The organism is Paenibacillus sp. TAF43_2, from assembly GCF_052113545.1.
GTDB lineage: Bacteria > Bacillota > Bacilli > Paenibacillales > Paenibacillaceae > Pristimantibacillus.
The window spans coordinates 1-19,534 of sequence record NZ_JBFRDK010000020.1; the positions used below are offsets into that span (position 1 = coordinate 1).

At 44.7% G+C, this 19,534-nt stretch carries 16 protein-coding genes and 3 pseudogenes; 3 read left to right on the plus strand and 16 right to left on the minus strand.

Going from position 1 to position 19,534, the window contains the following annotated elements; translation table 11 throughout:
• The 4 genes from AB4Z17_RS06740 to AB4Z17_RS06755 all read right to left on the minus strand — a co-directional run.
• The coding region (locus AB4Z17_RS06740; protein WP_441958916.1) for a carbohydrate ABC transporter permease at window positions 1-749 on the minus strand (749 nt) is incomplete at its 3' end.
• Window positions 750-843: 94 nt separating this feature from the next.
• Window positions 844-2,175: an extracellular solute-binding protein gene (locus tag AB4Z17_RS06745; protein ID WP_441958868.1), complete on the minus strand. Its 1,332-nt coding sequence runs from the start codon at window positions 2,173-2,175 to the stop codon at window positions 844-846.
• Between the two features lie 106 nt (window positions 2,176-2,281).
• The gene (locus AB4Z17_RS06750) at window positions 2,282-3,073 is read right to left on the minus strand and encodes a response regulator transcription factor (protein ID WP_441908123.1); all 792 of its coding nucleotides are present in this window, start codon (window positions 3,071-3,073) and stop codon (window positions 2,282-2,284) included.
• A complete protein-coding gene (locus AB4Z17_RS06755) occupies window positions 3,048-4,832 on the minus strand; it encodes a sensor histidine kinase (protein ID WP_441958870.1) in 1,785 nt (594 codons plus the stop codon). Before AB4Z17_RS06755 ends, AB4Z17_RS06750 begins: the two co-directional genes overlap by 26 nt.
• 199 nt (window positions 4,833-5,031) lie before the next feature.
• Here AB4Z17_RS06755 and AB4Z17_RS06760 point away from each other — a divergent pair, with 199 nt between their 5' ends.
• Together AB4Z17_RS06760 and AB4Z17_RS06765 are read left to right on the plus strand one after the other, a co-directional pair.
• On the plus strand, window positions 5,032-5,838 hold the full coding sequence (locus AB4Z17_RS06760; RefSeq protein ID WP_441908125.1) for an alpha/beta fold hydrolase: 807 nt from the start codon (window positions 5,032-5,034) through the stop codon (window positions 5,836-5,838).
• A gap of 24 nt (window positions 5,839-5,862) precedes the next feature.
• The gene (locus tag AB4Z17_RS06765) at window positions 5,863-6,846 is read left to right on the plus strand and encodes a sensor domain-containing diguanylate cyclase (RefSeq protein WP_441908126.1); all 984 of its coding nucleotides are present in this window, start codon (window positions 5,863-5,865) and stop codon (window positions 6,844-6,846) included.
• Between the two features lie 83 nt (window positions 6,847-6,929).
• Here the strand turns inward: AB4Z17_RS06765 and AB4Z17_RS06770 are convergent, their stop codons facing one another.
• Window positions 6,930-7,850, minus strand: a complete 921-nt coding sequence (locus AB4Z17_RS06770) for a phosphotransferase enzyme family protein (protein ID WP_441908127.1) — start codon at window positions 7,848-7,850, stop codon at window positions 6,930-6,932.
• A gap of 140 nt (window positions 7,851-7,990) precedes the next feature.
• On the opposite strand from AB4Z17_RS06770, the gene AB4Z17_RS06775 reads away from it, so the two are divergent.
• Window positions 7,991-8,149, plus strand: a complete 159-nt coding sequence (locus tag AB4Z17_RS06775; RefSeq protein ID WP_441958872.1) for a hypothetical protein — start codon at window positions 7,991-7,993, stop codon at window positions 8,147-8,149.
• A 135-nt stretch (window positions 8,150-8,284) separates the two neighbouring features.
• Here the strand turns inward: AB4Z17_RS06775 and AB4Z17_RS06780 are convergent, their stop codons facing one another.
• The 11 genes and pseudogenes from AB4Z17_RS06780 to AB4Z17_RS06830 form a co-directional block, all read right to left on the minus strand.
• The gene (locus AB4Z17_RS06780; RefSeq protein WP_441958874.1) at window positions 8,285-9,238 is read right to left on the minus strand and encodes an ABC transporter substrate-binding protein; all 954 of its coding nucleotides are present in this window, start codon (window positions 9,236-9,238) and stop codon (window positions 8,285-8,287) included.
• Window positions 9,239-9,252: 14 nt separating this feature from the next.
• Complete coding sequence (locus AB4Z17_RS06785; RefSeq protein WP_441958876.1) at window positions 9,253-10,293, minus strand: FecCD family ABC transporter permease; 1,041 nt, start codon at window positions 10,291-10,293, stop codon at window positions 9,253-9,255.
• On the minus strand, window positions 10,293-11,327 hold the full coding sequence (locus AB4Z17_RS06790; RefSeq protein WP_083682102.1) for a FecCD family ABC transporter permease: 1,035 nt from the start codon (window positions 11,325-11,327) through the stop codon (window positions 10,293-10,295). Before AB4Z17_RS06790 ends, AB4Z17_RS06785 begins: the two co-directional genes overlap by 1 nt.
• A gap of 109 nt (window positions 11,328-11,436) precedes the next feature.
• Complete coding sequence (locus AB4Z17_RS06795) at window positions 11,437-13,083, minus strand: helix-turn-helix domain-containing protein (protein WP_441958878.1); 1,647 nt, start codon at window positions 13,081-13,083, stop codon at window positions 11,437-11,439.
• Window positions 13,084-13,332: 249 nt separating this feature from the next.
• Window positions 13,333-13,547: pseudogene (locus tag AB4Z17_RS06800) on the minus strand (transposase); the annotation flags it as partial.
• Between the two features lie 400 nt (window positions 13,548-13,947).
• A pseudogene (locus AB4Z17_RS06805) lies at window positions 13,948-14,109 on the minus strand (DUF1801 domain-containing protein); the annotation flags it as partial.
• A 195-nt stretch (window positions 14,110-14,304) separates the two neighbouring features.
• Window positions 14,305-14,893 (minus strand): annotated as a pseudogene (locus AB4Z17_RS06810) (DUF6596 domain-containing protein); the annotation flags it as partial.
• Between the two features lie 141 nt (window positions 14,894-15,034).
• Window positions 15,035-15,787, minus strand: coding sequence for an aminoglycoside adenylyltransferase domain-containing protein (locus tag AB4Z17_RS06815; protein WP_441958880.1), 753 nt, complete (start codon window positions 15,785-15,787; stop codon window positions 15,035-15,037).
• Window positions 15,788-16,117: 330 nt separating this feature from the next.
• Window positions 16,118-17,167, minus strand: coding sequence for a Gfo/Idh/MocA family protein (locus AB4Z17_RS06820; protein ID WP_441908134.1), 1,050 nt, complete (start codon window positions 17,165-17,167; stop codon window positions 16,118-16,120).
• On the minus strand, window positions 17,164-17,916 hold the full coding sequence (locus tag AB4Z17_RS06825) for a ThuA domain-containing protein (protein WP_076268716.1): 753 nt from the start codon (window positions 17,914-17,916) through the stop codon (window positions 17,164-17,166). Before AB4Z17_RS06825 ends, AB4Z17_RS06820 begins: the two co-directional genes overlap by 4 nt.
• 24 nt (window positions 17,917-17,940) lie before the next feature.
• Window positions 17,941-19,533: an extracellular solute-binding protein gene (locus tag AB4Z17_RS06830; protein ID WP_441958882.1), complete on the minus strand. Its 1,593-nt coding sequence runs from the start codon at window positions 19,531-19,533 to the stop codon at window positions 17,941-17,943.
• Between the last annotated feature and the right edge of the window lies 1 nt (window position 19,534).

Sequence of the window (19,534 nt, forward strand, 5' to 3'; positions counted from 1 at the left end):
TACATGTACGATGCCATCACTTCACTGGAGCCATTTGGCCCACCATCTGTCATGACATAAATCAGATCAAAGTATTTAAGCGRTCCAACAATCGCCAGCACGATCGTTACTTTAATGACCTCCATCGCCAGCGGAAGCTTGATCTTGTAGGCGATTTGAAAGGCGTTCGCGCCGTCAATCTTCGCCGCTTCCTCAAGTGAAGCTGGGATGTTCTTAAGCGCAGCGTAATAAATTAAAATATAAAAGCCCGCATACTGCCAGAGGATTGGAATGAATAAAGCAAACAATACCAGTGAAGACTCAGCCAGCCATGCGGGAGGATTTGCAAACCCAATGGATTCGAGAAAGCTGTTCAGAATCCCATTCGTTGGATGATAAATTTTCAGCCAAAGCTGTGCAATCGCTACGGACGACAGCAGCATCGGAATCAAATATATTTTGCGAAAAAAATTGACGCCCTTTAGTTTGGCGGACAACACCATAGCAATAACTAAATAGAGAATGAGACTAAGTGTTGAAAAAACAGCTAACATAAGTGAGTGACCAGCGCTGTTCCAAAACATTTTATCCTTAATTAGAGCTTGATAATTATCCAAACCAATAAATTTCATCGCTCCAATGCCATTCCACTGGTTTAATCCATAATAGCCAGTCAGAACGATTGGAATGTATACAATAGCTAATATCAGAAGCAGAGAAGGCAGCACATACAGCGCAATGATTCTTTTGTTCGACATGACCTTATCCAAATTAGCCGACTCCTTTCTCATTCTCAAGCAGTAAGCGTTTACCCGGCATCCTTTGCCGGGCAAACGGCTTCCCTGCTCCCTATTCTAGAAGCTGTCAGTTTCCTTTGGAAATGGCCGCATCATGCTCTTCAGAGAATTTCTCTGGAGTCACTGCTTTGCCGAATAACGCTTGAATTTGGTTGAGATGCGTTTCTGCGGCATTTGCTTGCATTTGTACATCTGCAAACAAGGTAATGCTGCTAGCTTTGTTCATTTCATTGAACAAATCTACATATAGCTGAGGCAGCTCAAGCTTGGAAGTATCCACCTTCGTTGCTGGAATAACACCTGCTCCAGTAACGGATTGCTCGCCCCATTTTTCCACAAAATATTCTACGAAAGCTTTCGCTTCTGCTTTGACGTTTGAGCTTTCTGAAACGAACAATCCAACGCCTGGTCCGCCTACCCAGCTGTTGATATCGCCTTTGCCGCCTTCAACCGTTGGGAACTTGAAGAAACCAACGCTGTCGCGGAACTCTTTAGGAATATCTTCATTCGTTGTAAAGTTAGGAAGCTCCCACGTACCCATCATGTACATAGCTGCTTTGCTGTTCAGAAACTCTGATTTTGCTTCTTCGTTGGACAAGCCGTTAAAGCCTTTTACGAATGCGTTGCTGTCTACAAGCGTTTGAACCTCACTAGCCGCTTTTACTAGGTTTTCATCCTTGAAAGATCCTGAGCCGCTAATTGCTTTGGACAATGCTTCTTGTCCTGCAAAACGATCTGCAAGGTACATGTACCACAATGATCCTGTCCAACGATCCTTGTTGCCAAGGGCGATTGGCGCGACACCGTTTTCAGAGAGCGTTTTCACAACTTGCTTAAATTGCTCGTAGGTTTGAGGCACTTCCAGCTTGTATTTCTCAAAAAGCGCTTTATTGTAATATACCGGTGAAATATTGAATTCGAGCGGCAAACCATACGTTTTACCGTCTACAGCATAAGCCTCTGTTGTGCCGCTGACGAATTTGCCATTAAGATTTCCGCTTAGCAAATCATCCAGCGGTGTGAACAGCTTGCCCTCAACATACGGTTGAAGGAAGCCCGCTGCCCAAGTCACGCCTACATCCGGCAGTTGGTTTGATGCTGAAAGCACTTTCAATTTATTTTTATATTGTTCGTTATCCAGCACTTCTTGTTTGATCGTAACGTTAGGGTTCTCTTTTTGATATTCAGAAATAATTTGATTCACAATTTTGTTTTGTCCAGCCGATACACCTTCAGGCCATAAGTGCATAAAGTTAACCGTTACTTTCTCGGAACCGCTTCCATTTGCACCATTCTTTGAACCCTCTTTACCGCCATTGTTCGAATTTTGACCGCAGCCTGCTGCAACAACTGCAAGACATAGAGTCAATAGGAGAATCGTCCATTTCTTTTTGAACACGTTTACAACCCCTTTTCTGCTGGTGATAGATTTGAATCTTACAAATCCATTTTATCAACACGATGTCAGCATCGTAAGGGTACATGAATTGGGGAAAATACTACTTTTATTGGATTGTCTCCTCGGAATGAGCGATCGTTCTTCGGTATTGACCCGGGCTAGTTCCTTCAAGCGAACGAAATACTTTCACAAAATATTTCGCCGTTTGATAACCAACTTGTTCAGCAATATCAGCAATCGCAAGTCTTGTCGTAGACAGTAATTCCTTAGCTCTTTGCACCCTTTTTCTCGTCAAATAATCGCTAAACGTAAGCCCCGTCTGCTCCTTAAAGAGCACGCTGAGATAGCTTGCATTCATATGCAAATGCTCTGCTGTATCGCGCATAGTGAGCGGCTTCTGCAAATTGTCTTTTAAATACTGAATCGCTTCTTGCACCTGCGGGCTGTAGCTGTCTTCTTCCTGCGCAATATCCAGCAGCTTCGGGTCCATTAGCTTCTCCATGCGCTCAATCCGGTGTTTGCTTTCTTCTCTCTTCATAGCAAGCTCTACCGCTTTAATAAGTTTAGTTTTATCCAAAGGCTTGAGCAGATATTCGACCACGCCAAACTGCAGCGCCTTCTGCGCGTAATCAAATTCAGGGTGACCCGAAATAATGATGACGACAGGAGGATGCAGCAGCTGCTCGTTTATTCGCTCCACTAAATCGAGCCCGCCGATTTCAGGCATGCGTATATCGGTGATTAGCAAATTCGCCTCGTTATGCTTCAGCCACTCCATCGCTTCTATCCCATTGGATGCGGTCTCTATCCGATATTGTCCAGCCGACCATGCTTCAAGTACTTTGCGTACGCCTTCCCTCGTTCTCGGTTCATCATCCACGATCAGTATGGTTTTCAATTGGAATTCCCCTTCCATGTTCATTCGGTATCTCAAAGGCGACGGTTGTGCCACTGCCGATCTCGCTCTTAATTTCCAAGCCTTTGGTTTCCAAATGATAATAAAGCAGCAATCTTCGTTCCACATTGCTTATGCCAACTCCAGTTCCTTTGGAGGAAGCTTGATGCTGACCCTTGTCCATTGCTGCGTATAACGCCCGAATTTTCTCCTCATCCATGCCTGGTCCATTATCCGTTACAGCGATGCGAGTATAACCCGTCCGCTCAGACGGCTCGACCCGAACAACAACGGTGCCTGCCCCAATTCGCTGCTCAACGCCATGCAGAATAGCATTTTCCACGAGCGGTTGAATAAGAAGCTTAGGAATCGGCACACTGCGGCAATTTTCATCTGATTCAACCTTCCATGTCAGCCTATCGATCATGCGCATATCCATTATTTTTAAATACCGCTGCGCATGCTCAAGCTCATCACCGATCGTTACCCATTCATCCTCATCCGCGTGTGAAATGACATATCGGAACAAACCAGACATTGCAATAACAACATCCGCCAGCTCCTCTTCGCCTTTCTCATCCAGTGCCCAATAAAAGGCTTCCAGTGTATTAAACAAGAAGTGCGGATTAATTTGCGCTTGCAGCGCCTTCAGCTCCGTCCGGCTTTGAACAATCTCCTTCTGATAGACAACATCAATGAGCTCATTCAAAGAGCCAACCATCTGATTGTACGTATTATTAAGCTCATTAATTTCCATCGTTTTGGACGTAACCGGTATCGGCTTCAAGGTTCCAAACTTCGCATTGCGCATCACTTTAATCAAATTCAATATTGGGCGAGTAATCATCGTTGATAAAATAAACGTTAAAATAAGAAATAACATGCCGCCTACTAAAATCGAAACAATAATAACGGTACGCAAAATCGAAATGCCTTCGGCAGCATACTTTATCGGCGTTAAAATAATAATTTTCCAGCCGGTCATTTCCGATTTTTTCTCAATGGCCATGAACCGTTCTCCGTCCAGCGTTACCGTCTCATCTCCTTTATTAAGCATCTTCTCAACGTCTACTTCCTTCGAAAAATCGGAGGTAATCGTCTGATTCTCGGCATCGAATAAACCCATCATTTCGCTGGAACCATTGTCAGCGTTTCCATTCGATTCGGTGAGCTCAAAATATTTTTTATCAATTTGCACCATCAAATACCCTGCATGCGAGAAGGAATGGTCAATAAGCCGAACATGGCGAATCGCAATGATGGAATCGGGGTACCTAGGGTCCATCCCGAACCAGACCAACCTGCCTCTTCCCTTGTCCACAAGGCTAAGCCAGTCCATAGATACCCGGTTGTCCAAGCTTATATCCGTGAGAGGGAACAGCATCCGATAGTCCGTTGTGTACAGCTCCAATGAGCGAATCCCCGTTGCATAAGCTTCTTGCTTTCGTATCTCCTGCTGAAGGGATTGACGCTCTTCAAAGCTGATCTTTCGTCCTTGCACCTCTTGTGCCATCAACCGCTGGATCGTTGCGCTTGTTGCTACCTGCATCGTGAACGTATCGATCTGCCGCAGCAGCACATCCAGCTTGCCTGTCGCTTGAACAGCCGTTTGTTGAATATGTTTTTCCGCATTGTTGCGCAGCAGAACCGAAACTTGATCATACGTAAAAAAGCCGACCGCCCCCAGCACGATAACCATAACGAGCATGAAGCCAAGGAAAATTTGATTACGCAATGTATTCATTTGTCCGAAACGATTCATGCCTACACTCCTTGTCCCATTCATTTCGTTTTTACTATACACAATTAAGATAATAAAAAGAAAGCCCTATCATTTCCACTGCTAATATATTAATTAATTAGATTAATAATCCATTGTTCACTGTAATCAGATATAATGATCATAAGCTTATGGCTATCAGAGTATCTGCTTACTAATCATTTTAGAGAGGGGAATTCCGATGACCGTCGATTTCCTAGTACGCAATAACGTAAAGGTTTTAGGCAAAGGTGAACAAACGATTGTATTTGCTCATGGATTCGGCTGCGATCAAGATATGTGGCGCTACATCGTCCCGGCCTTTGAAGATGATTACCGCATCATCTTGTTTGATTATGTAGGTTCTGGAGAATCGCAAATCGATTATTATGATCCCGAAAAATATAGTAGTTTACATGGTTATGCGCAAGATGTCATTGAAATTATGGATACGCTGCATGTAAAGGATGCTATATTTGTTGGCCACTCCGTTAGCAGTATGATTGGGATGCTTGCATCCATTCGCAATACGGAATATTTTAAACACATCATTATGCTGGGTCCTTCTCCGCGTTATGTAAATGACCTTCCTGATTATTATGGAGGTTTCCATAGGCATGAAATTGATGAATTGCTTCATATGATGCAAATGAATTTTATTGGCTGGGCGAGCTACCTTGCGCCAATCGTTATGCAAAATCCAGAACGCAAGGAATTAACTAGCGAATTGGAAAAAAGCTTTTGCTCTAGAGATCCCCATATTGCAAGGCAATTTGCTGAGGTAACTTTTTTATCCGATTGTCGCGCTGATCTCAGCCATGCAACCGTCCCTGCCCTCATTCTTCAATGTTCTGACGACAGCATTGCTCCTATTGAGGTTGGCGACTATTTGCATGCTCATCTTAAAAACAGTACTCTTCAGCATATGCTCGCAAAAGGCCATTACCCGCACTTAAGTCATCCCGAAGAGACGACGCAGTTGATCAAACAATATCTATCGAGCAACTAGAACTTGAAGAGAGGCAGTCGTTACATGGATACCCAGTTAAATTATGCCCCCTGTGGATTTTTCACTATTTCAAGTACAGGGGTAATTCTAGAGTTCAATCAAACGCTGTTAAACATGCTTGGTTTTGACCGGCAAGAACTGCTGAACCGACATCTTGAAACCACTATGTCTCTTACGAACAAACTGTTTTTTCATACCTATTTTTATCCGTATATCCAGCTGTATGGGCATGTGAATGAAATGTATTTCTCGTTTAAAACGAGAGACCAGCTTGATGTGCCTGTACTGTTAAACGGTATTCGTCACGAACGGGATGGCGAAACTGTTATTGATTGTGTCGTTGTGGAAATGCGCAAACGCATTGAACATGAAAACGATATCCTGCAAACCAAAACAAAGCTGGAGGAGCTTTATCGGGCAACCAATGAAGCGAACAAAAAGCTTGAACTTCTGCATGAAGAATATGAAAGCAAACAATCGCAATTGCTAATTTTGAACCACCAGCTGGAAAAGCTAGCCTCAACCGATCCTTTAACAGGGCTCAAAAACCGAAGGTTTTTTCAAGAGAGCTTGCTCGCGTATATCGCATTATTTCAACAAACTGAGCTGCCATTTTCCCTTTTAATTATCGATATTGATCGTTTTAAAAGCATTAACGATACCTACGGGCATCCGGTCGGTGATTTGGTTCTTACAGAGCTGGCACAATTACTCGTATCCGCGTCAAGAGAAGACGACATTGTGGCTCGATTTGGAGGAGAGGAATTCGTCATTATTATTCCTAATACCAATCAGGAGAATGCCATATTAGCGGCCGAAAGGTATCGCAGCAAGACTGAAACAGCTCATTGGGGAGAATATCATGTGACGGTTAGTATTGGCGCAGCAACGATTACGCAGGAGGATACCGATCAATCCTTGCTTCAAAAAGCTGATCAAGCGCTCTACAACTCCAAAAAAAGCGGGAGAAACCGGGTTACACACTACTCCAATTTGGAGGAGGTCTAATCGCTTGTTCTCCATTTTAAAAATAGGAAATAGACCGAGAACCACATTATCGAATGGTTTCGGTCTATTTTGATTTCTAATTATTACAAAAAGTGATCATACTCAATTCGCATTCTATATAAATTCAAAATTCGAATTTGTTCCTCACTTAATTGTTCATGATTCCAATACATATGCATCAAGTTGTATTCAAACAGCTGTTTCAATTTCAAAAAAAGAGGCAATGTGTCAACCATCTCCGGAGATAGCTCGTGCTCTTCTCTATACCCATCAAGGAGAGCTGCCGTAATGGACTGTCGATAGTCCTTGATGTTCCCTCCGCCTGAGAATGAGTATTCCATAGCAGAATAGATGGGGACAGCTAAATCAAAAATATTAAAATGTTTTTCACAATCTTGGAAATCAATCATCGTAATTTCAGAGCCGTCCACTAAGATGTTTTCTAGCCATAAATCACCGTGGATCAGTCCGTAGTTTGAATTATTTTTAGGTAAACCCTTGATCTTTGTTAAAAGATGATCCGCCATTTCTCGTATCGCTGTTTCTTCCTTCGGGATATGTGTGAGAAAATCGTATTCCTTGTTTTCATACCAATCCTTAAGATGTGCCGTAGACTCACGATAGGACTCGGTTACACGATGCATCTTGCCTATTTGCTTTCCAACCTTTTTAAGTACGGATTTGTTCCACTCCGCCCGTGGCAAATGAATGCCCGCCGCAGCTTTATATACAACGGCCAGCTTTTCTTCATCCAGCATGATCTTTTCAATATATTGATGATTAGAAGAGTGGACAGCTTCAGAAGCGCCAACGCCTTGATGGCATAAAAAATTCGTCCAGCTCACTTCTTCTGACTGCTCGTGATAGGTTTTATAATTCGTTATTCGAACATAAAAGGTGCCCTGCTCTGCAAGACAACGATAGATTTCATTGGTTACCGTCTCCACCTTATAACAACCAATAGAATAAGCTTCCTTAAGAAATTTCAATATTTGTTCTTCCATATTTGTATCCGCCTCGTTATAGATAGTTATCTAAACCACTTCTTTAGTTTACCATTTATAAACTTCGGGCTCCGATAAAATACAATTATACTTGTTCTTGGCATGGCCGAACTTATTGCATCTATTTTCTATAATTTATAATGCGTGAGCGGCTAGAAGCAGGCGATTCGCAGGTGACTGCGCTTGTACGCCAAGCAGGTCAATATTTGGGCTACGCTTTAACTAACCTGCTTCATCTGTATAATCCAGATGTCATCATGGTTGGCGCTAGAGAGTGGATAAGGAAACTTAAACAATAACCATATTTGCGTAGCTTAATTTATTCATAAAGAACAGAAAAGCCGGACACCATTCGATTCAATGGTGTCCGGCTCTCTTAGAACTGCTCCTTATGCTCATTCCCGCTTCCAGGAGCAGCCTCTATGCCATTGTCCTTATTTCTTGAAAAACACTTCAGCTTCATCCAGTGCCATCTTGTTTCCAATGGCTGAGTAATCCAGCCAAGGCTGCTCACCGATGACGTAGACATGTCCGTTTTTAACAGCCTTCAATCCTTTCCAGATCGGACTGCTTTGCATCTCATCATAAATTTTCTTAGCGTCTGCCTCCACATTTACAACGACAAAGATTGCATCTGCATCGAAGTCAGGCAATACCTCTTGAGATATTACTTCGTAAGGAGCTGAGGTAATCTTCTCTACACCGTTTGCAGGCGTGAAGCCGAGATCATCGAATAAGATAGGTCCCATTGGACGAGGCGTACCAAATACGCGCAGTTCCTTCGCTGTTACTCGAATAGCCATTGCCTTCGGGTTATCGCCCAGTTCCGCTTGAACCAGACCTTTGACGCGCTTAAGCTGCTCTTCATAATCCGCAATAAATTTTTCAGCTTGCTGCTCGCGACCTAGATCAGCAGCCAGCAGCTTCAAATGATCTCTCCATGTGCCTTCATCCAGATCGAACATTTTGACCGGGGCAATCGCCTCTAGCTTAGCCATATCTTGACCAGCAAATTCTTTATCGGCATAAATAACTTCCGGCTCAAGCTGCAGCAATGCCTCCATGTCTACTTCCTTCGCTACGCCAAGCTTCGCTGTGTCTTTCAAGCGATCAGCGACATGTGAAAGAAAATCCTTCGCTTTTCCGCCCAAAACACCGCCAGCCGCTGTTACATCCAGAGCAAGCAAATTATTCGTAATATGGATCGATAACGAAGCGATTTTGGGCACCTCTGCCGTCTCAGGTGTATTCGTCGCTGTGTTTTGTTCTGGTGCAGCAGTTGAAGCCGTATTGGCTCCAGACTGATTATTATTTTTTTGACCGCAGGCAGAGAGCACAAGCACCAAAGCCATACAGATAAGCAGCAAAACATTCATTTTTTTAAACATCGTTATATTCAACCTCAATTCGTTTTGTTGGGTGCTGCCAGCAGTAAATAGAGGAAATAAGGTGCGCCGATAGCCGCAACCAATACGCCAGCAGGAATTAAACTTGGTAAAAATAAGGATCGGCCCGCTGTATCAGCCATGACTAGAATGACGAGTCCAAGCATCCCGGATATAGGAATGACGTATTGGTGCGAAGAACCAACCAGTCTTCTCGCCAAATGCGGCGCAACAAATCCGATAAAGCCGATCCCCCCCGCCATCGCAACGCTTGCGCTTGAGAGGGAGACTGCCGCTATAATGAGCCAAATCCTCTTACTATGAAGTGATACACCAATACTGACTGCGGTGTCGTCTCCTAATGCAAGAGCATTCAGCGTTTTAGCATGCAGCTGCGCAAATACACCAAAGCCAATAATCCAAGGAAACAACGCATACACATGAATCCAATCTCTGCCCCATACATTTCCGACAAGCCATCTCGCAGTAAATGTGTAGGTTTCGGAATCAAGCCTAAGCGATAAGAACAAAGATAATGCGCTGAACCCAGCAGCGATTGCGATACCCACAAGGATGACCCTGGCAGGCTGCAGCCGTTGACCCCGCTCATAGGATAACAAGCCAATAAGCAGAGCGGTAAGCATCGCCCCGCAGAAGGTGAATAACGGGATCAATAGCGCGGACATTTTCTCCAGCGTTTTAAAGAAGCTGACAAACACAATAAGCCCAACAGCCGAGCCTGCATTAAGCCCAACGACACCCGGATCAGCAAGCGGATTGCGAAATACACCCTGTAGAATGGCACCCGATATGCCAAGACCAATCCCAGCCAGCATCGTAATCAAGATCCGCGGCATGCGATAATCGAACAGCACGGTCGCTTCCTTCGTTGTGCCAAGCCCAATCAATGTTCTTAGAACCTGCATAGGAGACAGCTTAATCGTCCCTGTATTCAAACTTAAAATCAGAACCGCCATACATATAGCCATTAACACAAATCCGACGAAGAGCGCCCGCTTTGTCTGCTTGCTCTCGGAATGCAACGATTTCACTCCCATTATAAATTCCTCTTCTCTTTCCTAGCCAAATAGAGGAAGAAGGGAACTCCGAGAAGCGCTACCATAGCACTTAAAGCAAATTCTCTAGGCGGATTAACCATCCTTGCCGCCAAATCCGCAAGCACTAGCAATATCGCGCCGAGAATTGCAGAAAGCGGAATAATGCCCCGATAATCTACACCGATCAGCTTACGGACAATATGAGGAATGACAAGGCCGACGAATGAAATGGACCCAGCAGCAGATACGGATACACCAGCAAGTATGACGCCCGCAGTAATAGCCAATATTCTTGCACGTTTTATGCGGCCGCCTAGATTAACGGCGACCTCTTCCCCAAGTGAGAGCAAAGAAATTGTTCTGCTCAGCGCAAATGTAAGCAGCAGCGCCGCTATAATAATGGGAACAAGCAGCTTAAGGTGCAGCCACTTGATTCCTGCAACCCCGCCAGAAAACCAGAACGCCAAATCCTGACTAAGGTCATAATAGATCGCGATGCCTGTGCTGATCGCTCCAAGCATAGCTGCCACTACCGATCCGGCAATCGTCAGCCTCAGCGGCGTCATTCCTCCCGGCACCCTTGAGCCTATTGCAAAAATAAAGATGGTGCTAATCATAGCCCCTGCGAATGAGCATCCGATTAGTCCTAAGTAAGGCATATTTGGTGCAAAAGCAAAGCAAAGCGCTACAACGAAGGTGGCGCCTGCATTCACACCCAAAATACCTGTATCTGCAAGCGGGTTACGCGTAACCCCTTGCATAAGCGCTCCAGCCACTGCAAAAGCGGCACCAACCACAGCGGCTCCGATGACCCGCGGAAGGCGCAGCTCATGAATGACCTGATGGCTGGTTAATGTCGCATCATATTGAAATACGGCTGTCCATATTACAGAAATTGAAAGCTCCTTCGCTCCATACGATATCGCTAGAAACATAGCAGCAAGAAGAGCCAGCAGCGCTAAAATAAAGATAGCTATTCGCAATGACAGCTTGGCGCTCCACGTTCTTTCCCAGCTGTTTTTACCGATATCCATTTCACCTCGCCCGTATATTGATTATCATTATCAATTATATGAAGTGTCATAAAGACCGTCCATGGCTTATTTTAAGAGTTTCTATTTGGAATATTCTTAGATTCATGTATTATCGCTCACCTGTTAGTTTTTTAACCGCCTCGTCCAACTGACTCTGGACCGACGTAGGAGCATAGACGATCCACTTATCCCATTCCAGAAAATGAACCTGACCGCAGCGAACTGCTGCATGCTGAAGCCACGCTTCCTGTGACTCTAATTGACGCAAATACTCCATCGCTTTCACATCCGGACGAACAACGATAAATAAAAAATCCGAATCATATTCGATAAGCTGCTCCATCGCGATCGCTTTCCAATTGAAATGTTTAGGACCCGTGTGCTCTGCGATATTTTGCTGAAGCCGCTTAGACGGAATAAGCTCCAGTGATTGATAAAAGACATGGCCGATATTGCGTGTTCCGTAAATTCGCAGCCCAAAGTGCCCTATAACACAAATGGTCACTACAGCCTCTCCGATCGTTTCCTTCACCTGCTTACGTGCAGCTTGTACCTTACGAGCATGCTGCTCCAACCACTCGCTCGCTATTTCCATTTTGCCCACGATTCTCGCAACCTCATGAAACTGCTGGAACATATCTAGTGTCCCCCATGGAATCGTAATAATCGGAGCGAGGTCACCAATTAATTCTCTCGCCTTGGAGGTCACATTGTCCTTGCCTAATATCAGATCCGGTTTTGTCTCCAGAAACGTTTGCCGACTTACCTGCCATACATCCGATCCGTGAAAGGGAAGCGCCAGCGTCCGCGTTGTTTCTGGAATATCCTTGTACACTTGAGCAGCTACGGGTGTAATGCCAAGTGTCAGCAAATGATCCGTATAAGCATAAGACAAAGAGATAATATTCGGCTTTGGCTGTTGTTTGTACATCGTCGGTGCATAGCCGGCATATTCCTTGAAACGGCGGCTGAAATAAAATGAATCCTGATAGCCTACACGCCTTGCTACCTCGCTCATTTTGCGATTCGTTAACAGCAGCTCTTCCTTGGCACGATTCATTCGAATGTGCGTGAGAAATGTAATAGGCGACATATTCAGCTCCTGCTTAAACATTTGCGAATAATATGAGGGGTGCATCCCTGCCAGCTCAGCCAGCTTCTCTAGTGTAAGGTCAGAGTCATAAGCCTGATGCATATATGGAATGGTCATTTGTATAGCTCGCTTTTCTCCCCCAGGCAACACGGCAGGAGTACTACCCAGCAGCAGCTCAAGCAATTCATACATATATAATTGAGTCCGTTTTTTCCCTATACTGCCTGAATGTACATTCCGATAGGCTTCCTTTTCTTCCTCTGCAATCGCAAGGACAAGCCTTTGAATTTGATACTGATCCTGCTGTATATTACCCGTTATTGGAAAAAACAGCAGCTGATCAAACACTTTTCGCAGCGCGGTTGCTTCCGACAATTGATATAAATCAAAGGTAATCCTATAGAGCTTTGTATCCTGTCCGCTCACACTTTTAGCTTCTATTGTCATGCCTGGCTCAAGCATAAATGAGCTCTTGCGATTCAACTGAATGGGAACCCCATTTAATACAAAGGTACCTTGGATTTTCTCAAAATATATAAAGGTGAACTTCTTGATCGTTTGTGACTCCAAATGCCATTCATCGGAATCTGAAAAATAGTTAACATCCACAATTTCAATAATAGTATTCGTTAAATCCAGCTGCTGTTTATGATCCAGCTCCATAACCTGCCTCCTTAAGGAGATATTCCGCCGCTTTATTTCTATTATAAACTAATTTACTTGTGATACACCTGAGACAAGCAGTCTCAGCTAGATTTAGCTGTTCAATACATGTACATTAAACATCGCAAAACGCAAAAGAAGGGGCTGTCCCATAAGCATCAAGCTCGCTGAGGAATAGCTCGCTTTGAACGGGAGTATTGGCAGCAGTACAGGAGAGCTATTCCTGTACTGCTATTTTTCTATTCTGGTCTATGCTTGCTTCATAGGATTATGGGCAAGCGAAAGCCACCCGACCTCCAGACTTACCTTAGTTACCTTAGGTAAGCTGCGAAGCAGAAACGCCGGAATCCTTGGTTAATCTTTATCTGCCCTAAAACACTTTCGGGTTCAATCATTCGTCTTACCGACAGCGAATATCCTTCCTCGCAGCTCAGTTTTTCCCTTGCTTGCTGCTTGTAGCGCATAATAACTCAGACTGACTATATCCAGCATCAGCGATGATCGTCGTATGATTGTAATGTGCGCGAACCGATAGGGAGAGTAAATAAGTGTAAAAGTGCACCTGTTTTTAACAAACAAGATTGGAATGTTGCAAATAGGTGTACTAATACCTCTAATTGATCAGATTTGAAGAAAATTTGATTAAATAAGTGCATTTCTGCACTTAGATGAAGATGCTGCAGGCGCTGCCGCAAAAGTCTTTGCATGACAGGAGAACATCCCCGTTTTCAAATGAAAGGACTTCAAATTCTACTGAATAGTGGAGCTTGAGGTCCTTTTTCTCGATGAAAATAAGTTCTAAGTAGTGCTCAAAAAATCGCAAAATGACTTTTGAGACAGCCTCTTCTCATTCAAAATACACTCTTATAATGTCGAGGCGACTTGACCGACTAACGATGTCAGTTGATCATAATCAACTGTATTCCCCTGTTTAAGTTTAATGGTTTTCCGTTCAGGAGGACCGTCAAACAATGGCTCCGGAAACGATAGTTCACTTGCGTTAAAGATCGTAAAGCTCACCGCATCCTATTTCTCCTTTGTAATTGAAATTCTACCTGACTCTATCATTACGTCGAACGAGGATCAACAAAATCGACAGCTTCATTAAAAAAAATCAACTTTTATTTAGGATGCCAATTTGGTCTCTCAAATCCGCTTCCAGTGCCATCATTCTTGAGCCTTGCAGCAATTTCATATCTTCAAGAAGCAGGCGGAGTCGATTTCGCCCGCAGCATTTACCCATGCTTTGAAGCGTGACGATTGAATCTCCATTAAAGCAACCAAACCATGCACTTCAGGCTCGGCGGGTGCAATTTCCGCAAGGATACGCCCGCCCTAGCCTTAACGCTTCCTTGCAGAGCATCGGTCGAAACCAACTGCCGCCGGAAGTCGCCAAATACCCCTCATTAAACATTAAATAGATAACTTCGAGTACAGTAGTGAGCCGTTTCTTGAGTTCATCGCCTACAGGAACCTCGAAACCAACTCGCAAGCTGCTTAACGTACGTTTCGCTCGAACAATCCGCTGTGCAATAGTCGACTCTGCTACAAGATAAGCATGTGCGATTTCATCCGTGGTCAATCCTCCAAGCAAACGCAGCGTCAAAGCTACTCTCGCGTCCTGAGATAAAGCAGGATGACATGTTGTGAAAATTAAGCGAAGGAGGTCATCTCCAAGCTCTCCGTCTATCGCAATATGAATATCTTCCTCGGTGTATAAGACAGTTCCCCGTCCAAACTCCTCGTATTTCTGGTCGCGCAGCTTGCTCCTTCTAATCATATCTATCGCTCGACGTTTCGCTGCAGTCATAGCCTCTATGTCCGCCGCCTTCTGCAAAAGAGAAGGAGCGAGGCAAATAGAGGCTCTCGTGTCCGTTAACATATGTAATTTTATGCTTTTAACAATTAATCACATCAACAGTTTAAGTGGATGCTTTGCTTTTCATCTCGCTTAAATGAATGCCTTTATTTCACGCAGCATCCCACCTGCAAATGCCTCTAAAAGCTCACGATCAAACGATTGTTTCCCTGTAACTCCGGCGTATTCGTCTAGGCACTTTCCAATCAAGTCCCGATACTCTTTTGGAAGAGCTTTGACGCCCCATTCCCCTCCTTCTTTTTTGGACGATATATTCCCTTCTCTCAGGTAGAACAGCACTCTACACAGGTTCAAGGTAACATACATCGGTTGATCCATAATGTCTTCCGAAGCCCCTTTAATATCATGATAAATGGACGCTAGAAAATACGTTTTATCGATAGGCTCATACAACTCGTTAAGCGGCTTGCMATATAAGGCAATTCCGCGATAATAAGCGACAGCCAGCTGCGATGCAAAATCATGATCCTCGTACCCGCCGCAAACATAGTTTTCGTCTGAACGATATCTCTCCTTGTGGAAGTCAGAATAATGCATTTCACAGGGCGTAGGATAGGCGAAGGAAATCAGGTGCGATTCCAGAACCATACTAAACTCCATACCTCTAGCATTTGGCATTTCATCATCCAGTGCCAGCACTAACCTAGCCGTCCTCTTTTTGTTTTCCTCGGTCAAACTCTCTTTGATCACAACGATAAAATCGATATCGCTTCTTTGGGGATGGAAGCATCCCATAGCGAGTGAACCGTGTAAATAAATGCCCGACAAATTGTCGCCGAGCTCCCCTTTAAACAAAGAAACGATTTTATCCAAGTACAGCTGCATGCTTTTGCCTCCCCCAACTCATCTGTCCGCATTATTAAATCTAAACACCTTTTATGACCGTCAAATGTCATGCCAACCGCTTCTTCAAAATGGTTTTTTGTGTAGCTTGATACTGTTTTTCTCCAAAATTTTTGCCCTGTTATATTTTGCTCCATCGGGCTTTAATTTCAAAAGAAGCTATATTTCAAACTTATACCAGCATGTAGCTGCACGCAAGGTACAGTTTGATTGTAACTAAACTGCACGTTTTTTCGGTGCTGCCTCTTCTAGAAACAAAAAAAGGTTCAGCAAAGACTAAAATCATCTTCGCTGAACCGGAACATATTAAATTTAGAGCTGTACCGTTGCTTTCGTTTCACTTGCCTTAATAATAGCATCTAAAATCTCTTGATTGCGGTAGCCATCCATAAAGCCAGCAATGCCATCCGGAATGCTTCCCTCAAGCAATGCCGTAAAATCAGCATACTGCGTCACTTTACAACTTGCAGGAACTTCGACAACCACTCTCGCAAGCTGACCAGGAGCTTCCTCACGAATCCAAATCAACTCATTCGGATTTAGCGTTGAAGCATGAAGCGTGCCTAAATCTCCATATATGGATACTTCGTGCTGATTGCCCGATCCAATCGCATTGCGAGTCGTTTGGAAGACGCCCATAATACCACCCTCCATACGAGCCTGGAAGCTTGCAAAGTCATCCACCTCGATGGTAACCATGTTGCCGCTCGCTGAATCTTGCCGCTGCGGAATAATGGTATGCAGCTGTGCCGACAGCTCTTCGAATTCCCCAAAGAGAAAACGCGCCATATCGATCATATGCGAGCCCAAATCGCCAAGCGTCCCCGTGCCGGTAATATCTTTGTTAAAACGCCAGATATAAGGGACATTATTTGGCGCTGCGCCCCATCCCTGCAAATATTGGACACTAAAGCTGCGAACCGATCCGATTTTACCCTCGCGCACAAGCTGCCGTACGTAACGGAATGCAGGTGTATAGCGATAGGTGAACGCCATCATTGCTGGAATGGGCTGCTGTTCATACAGCTGGAGCAATGACTCAGCTTCCTCAAACATGCGGGTAAAAGGTTTCTCCGCCATGAATGGCTTTCGTGCTTGCAGGCAAGCTCGGATAATGTCCGCATGGACGTTGTTCGGCGTAACGGACACTACGGCATCCACATCCGCATCTTCAATCAGATGGTTGTAGTCCAAGTAACGCTTGCCCTCAGCAACATCAAGCTGGTCGCCCACCTTGGCTAACGCTTCTTCATACACATCGCTTACCGCAATAATGTCAAAGCGGCCTTCCGCTTTCATCCACCGAATATGCTCCTGAGCCATTCCGCCCAAACCAATCAAGCCGATACGAAATTTTCTCATATTTCGGTTACCTCTCTCGAGTGCGGCTTGGATTTAATAGGCTCCAGCGGAGCTGCATTGCCATATACAGGCTCAGCCGTTTGACTTGGCACTGCCCATCGCACGCCGTTCTCGATTACCTTCTGGATTTCTTTATTGTAATAGGTCGGATAAGTCTCATGCCCCGGACGGAAGTAAAAGACTTTCCCTTGTCCGCGGTGGTAAGTAACGCCGCTGCGGAATACTTCTCCGCCTTCAAACCAAGAAACAAACACCAGCTGGTCTGGAGTCGGAATATTAAAATGCTCACCGTACATCTCTTCCTGCTGCAGCTCGATGTATTCGCCAAGCCCAGAAGCAATTGGATGAGCCGGGTCAATGACCCAAATCCGCTCCTTTTCATCCGCCTCGCGCCATTTCAGCTGTCCTGTCGGTGTGCCAAGCAGCTTGCTGAAAATTTTCGAAGCATGCCCTGAATGCAGAACGATAAGCCCCATTCCTTTCAGCACCCGCTGGTACACCTTGTCAACGATACTGTCCTCGACCTCATGATGCGCCAAATGCCCCCACCAAATTAATACATCCGTCTGATTTAATACCTGCTCAGTTAGTCCATGCTCCGGCTCATCGAGCGTAGCTGTTCCGACTTCAAAGCCTGCTTTCGTCAGGAAGTCTGCAATAGCGCCATGAATCCCATTCGGGTAAATGCCGCCTACAACCGGATTGTTTTTCTCATGACGATTTTCATTCCATACCGTTACTCTCACCATTACGTACGAGCTCCTTTACAACAGTTACTTAACACTTGTGTAGCGTTTATAGGCATCACTGCGAATCTCAACCAAACGTTCTAGTCCCATGCCGTTCAGCTGTTTAATATACGCGTCCCATTCTTGATCGATGTTTCCTTTTATAATCCATTTTGCACGGTTCGTTTTGACGTAGCTGTCGATATCCGTAGTAAGCGTTGGAAGCTCCTTGAATTCTTCTACGTTGTACATAACATTCGGGAATGGCGTCGTTACATATTCACTTACGAGCTTGTCGATTGCAAGCTTCAGCCCGTCGCCTGTCGTTTCATCCAAAATGATATTTTTCTCAAAGCTTGGGCTTACATATTTTGGACCAAAATCACGCACCGATTGATCCCAGTACCAAGCATCCGCGCTTGTGCCTTCTGGAGGATTCATCAGCGCATAGCTGCCATCGCCTTTTTTATCAATAACGGTACCGATTGCGCCCCAGAAATTTTGAATGCTTGCTTCATTCGTGTAGAACTGATCCGCCCAGCGCGCAGCGACTTCTGGATTTTCACTGAATGTCGTAATCAGCATTTCATTGCGTCTTAAGCTTAGTCCAACAGGATCGCCGGTTTGATAACGTTTGCCATCTGGTCCAGCAATGGACGGAATAGCTGCATATTCATCCTTCCACTTTCCAAAGACAGCATCCGGTATCCATTGATTCGAGAAGCCGATCATAGCCGCATCCGGATTTTGCTGTTTAGCAGAAGACATGGTATTGTCCTGAGTGAACAGCTCCTGATCGATCAAACCTTCTGAATACAATTTATGCGTCCATTTCAGCGCTTCTTTATATTCGTTTGAAGTCGGATAGAAAACGGGCTCACCGTCCTTGAGCATCATGCTGTTGCCGTTCAAATCCGTTATGCCAAATGGATTTAGAAAATCCATGCTAATATCTACCGAGCCGCTAAAAGGAATTTCATCCGCTTTCCCGTTTTGGTTCGGGTCCTTTTCTTTGAATGCTTTGAACACATTATACAAATCTTCAATGTTATTAGGAACTTCAAGGCCGAGACGATCGAGCCATGCTTTATTGATTACAGGCTGCATCGTCGATAGAGGACGTGAAGGCAGCCTAGCAGGCAAAGAGTAAATTTTGCCGTCTGGGAATGTGCTGATTTGCTTCAGCTCTGGCGTTTCGTCCATTGCCGCTTTCAAGTTCGGCATATATTTGTCGATATAGTCATCGAGCGGGCGGAAATAGCTTAGGTTGTTGACGATATCGGAATCCGAGAAGGCATTGTCTCCAAAAATAATATCAGGAAGCTTGCCGCTCGCCAGCATGATCGATTTTTGCTCGCCCCAGTCATTGGAGGACATGACCTGCCAGTTTATTTTAACGTTCGTTGCTTTTTCAAGGTCCTGCAGCCATTTATTATTTTTGAATGTATCTCCCATATTGCCCCAGCGCACAGTCAACACGTCCAGTGTGATTGGCGCCGTTACGATCGGCAGCCCTTCTGAGCTGAATTCGGAGCCTGCTTGGGCAGGTTCTTTCTCCGTTTTGCCAGAAGCGCAGCCTATAAGACTGATTAACATGCTTAAGCTTAGAACTAGTGCAATGAACAATTTTTTCTTCATT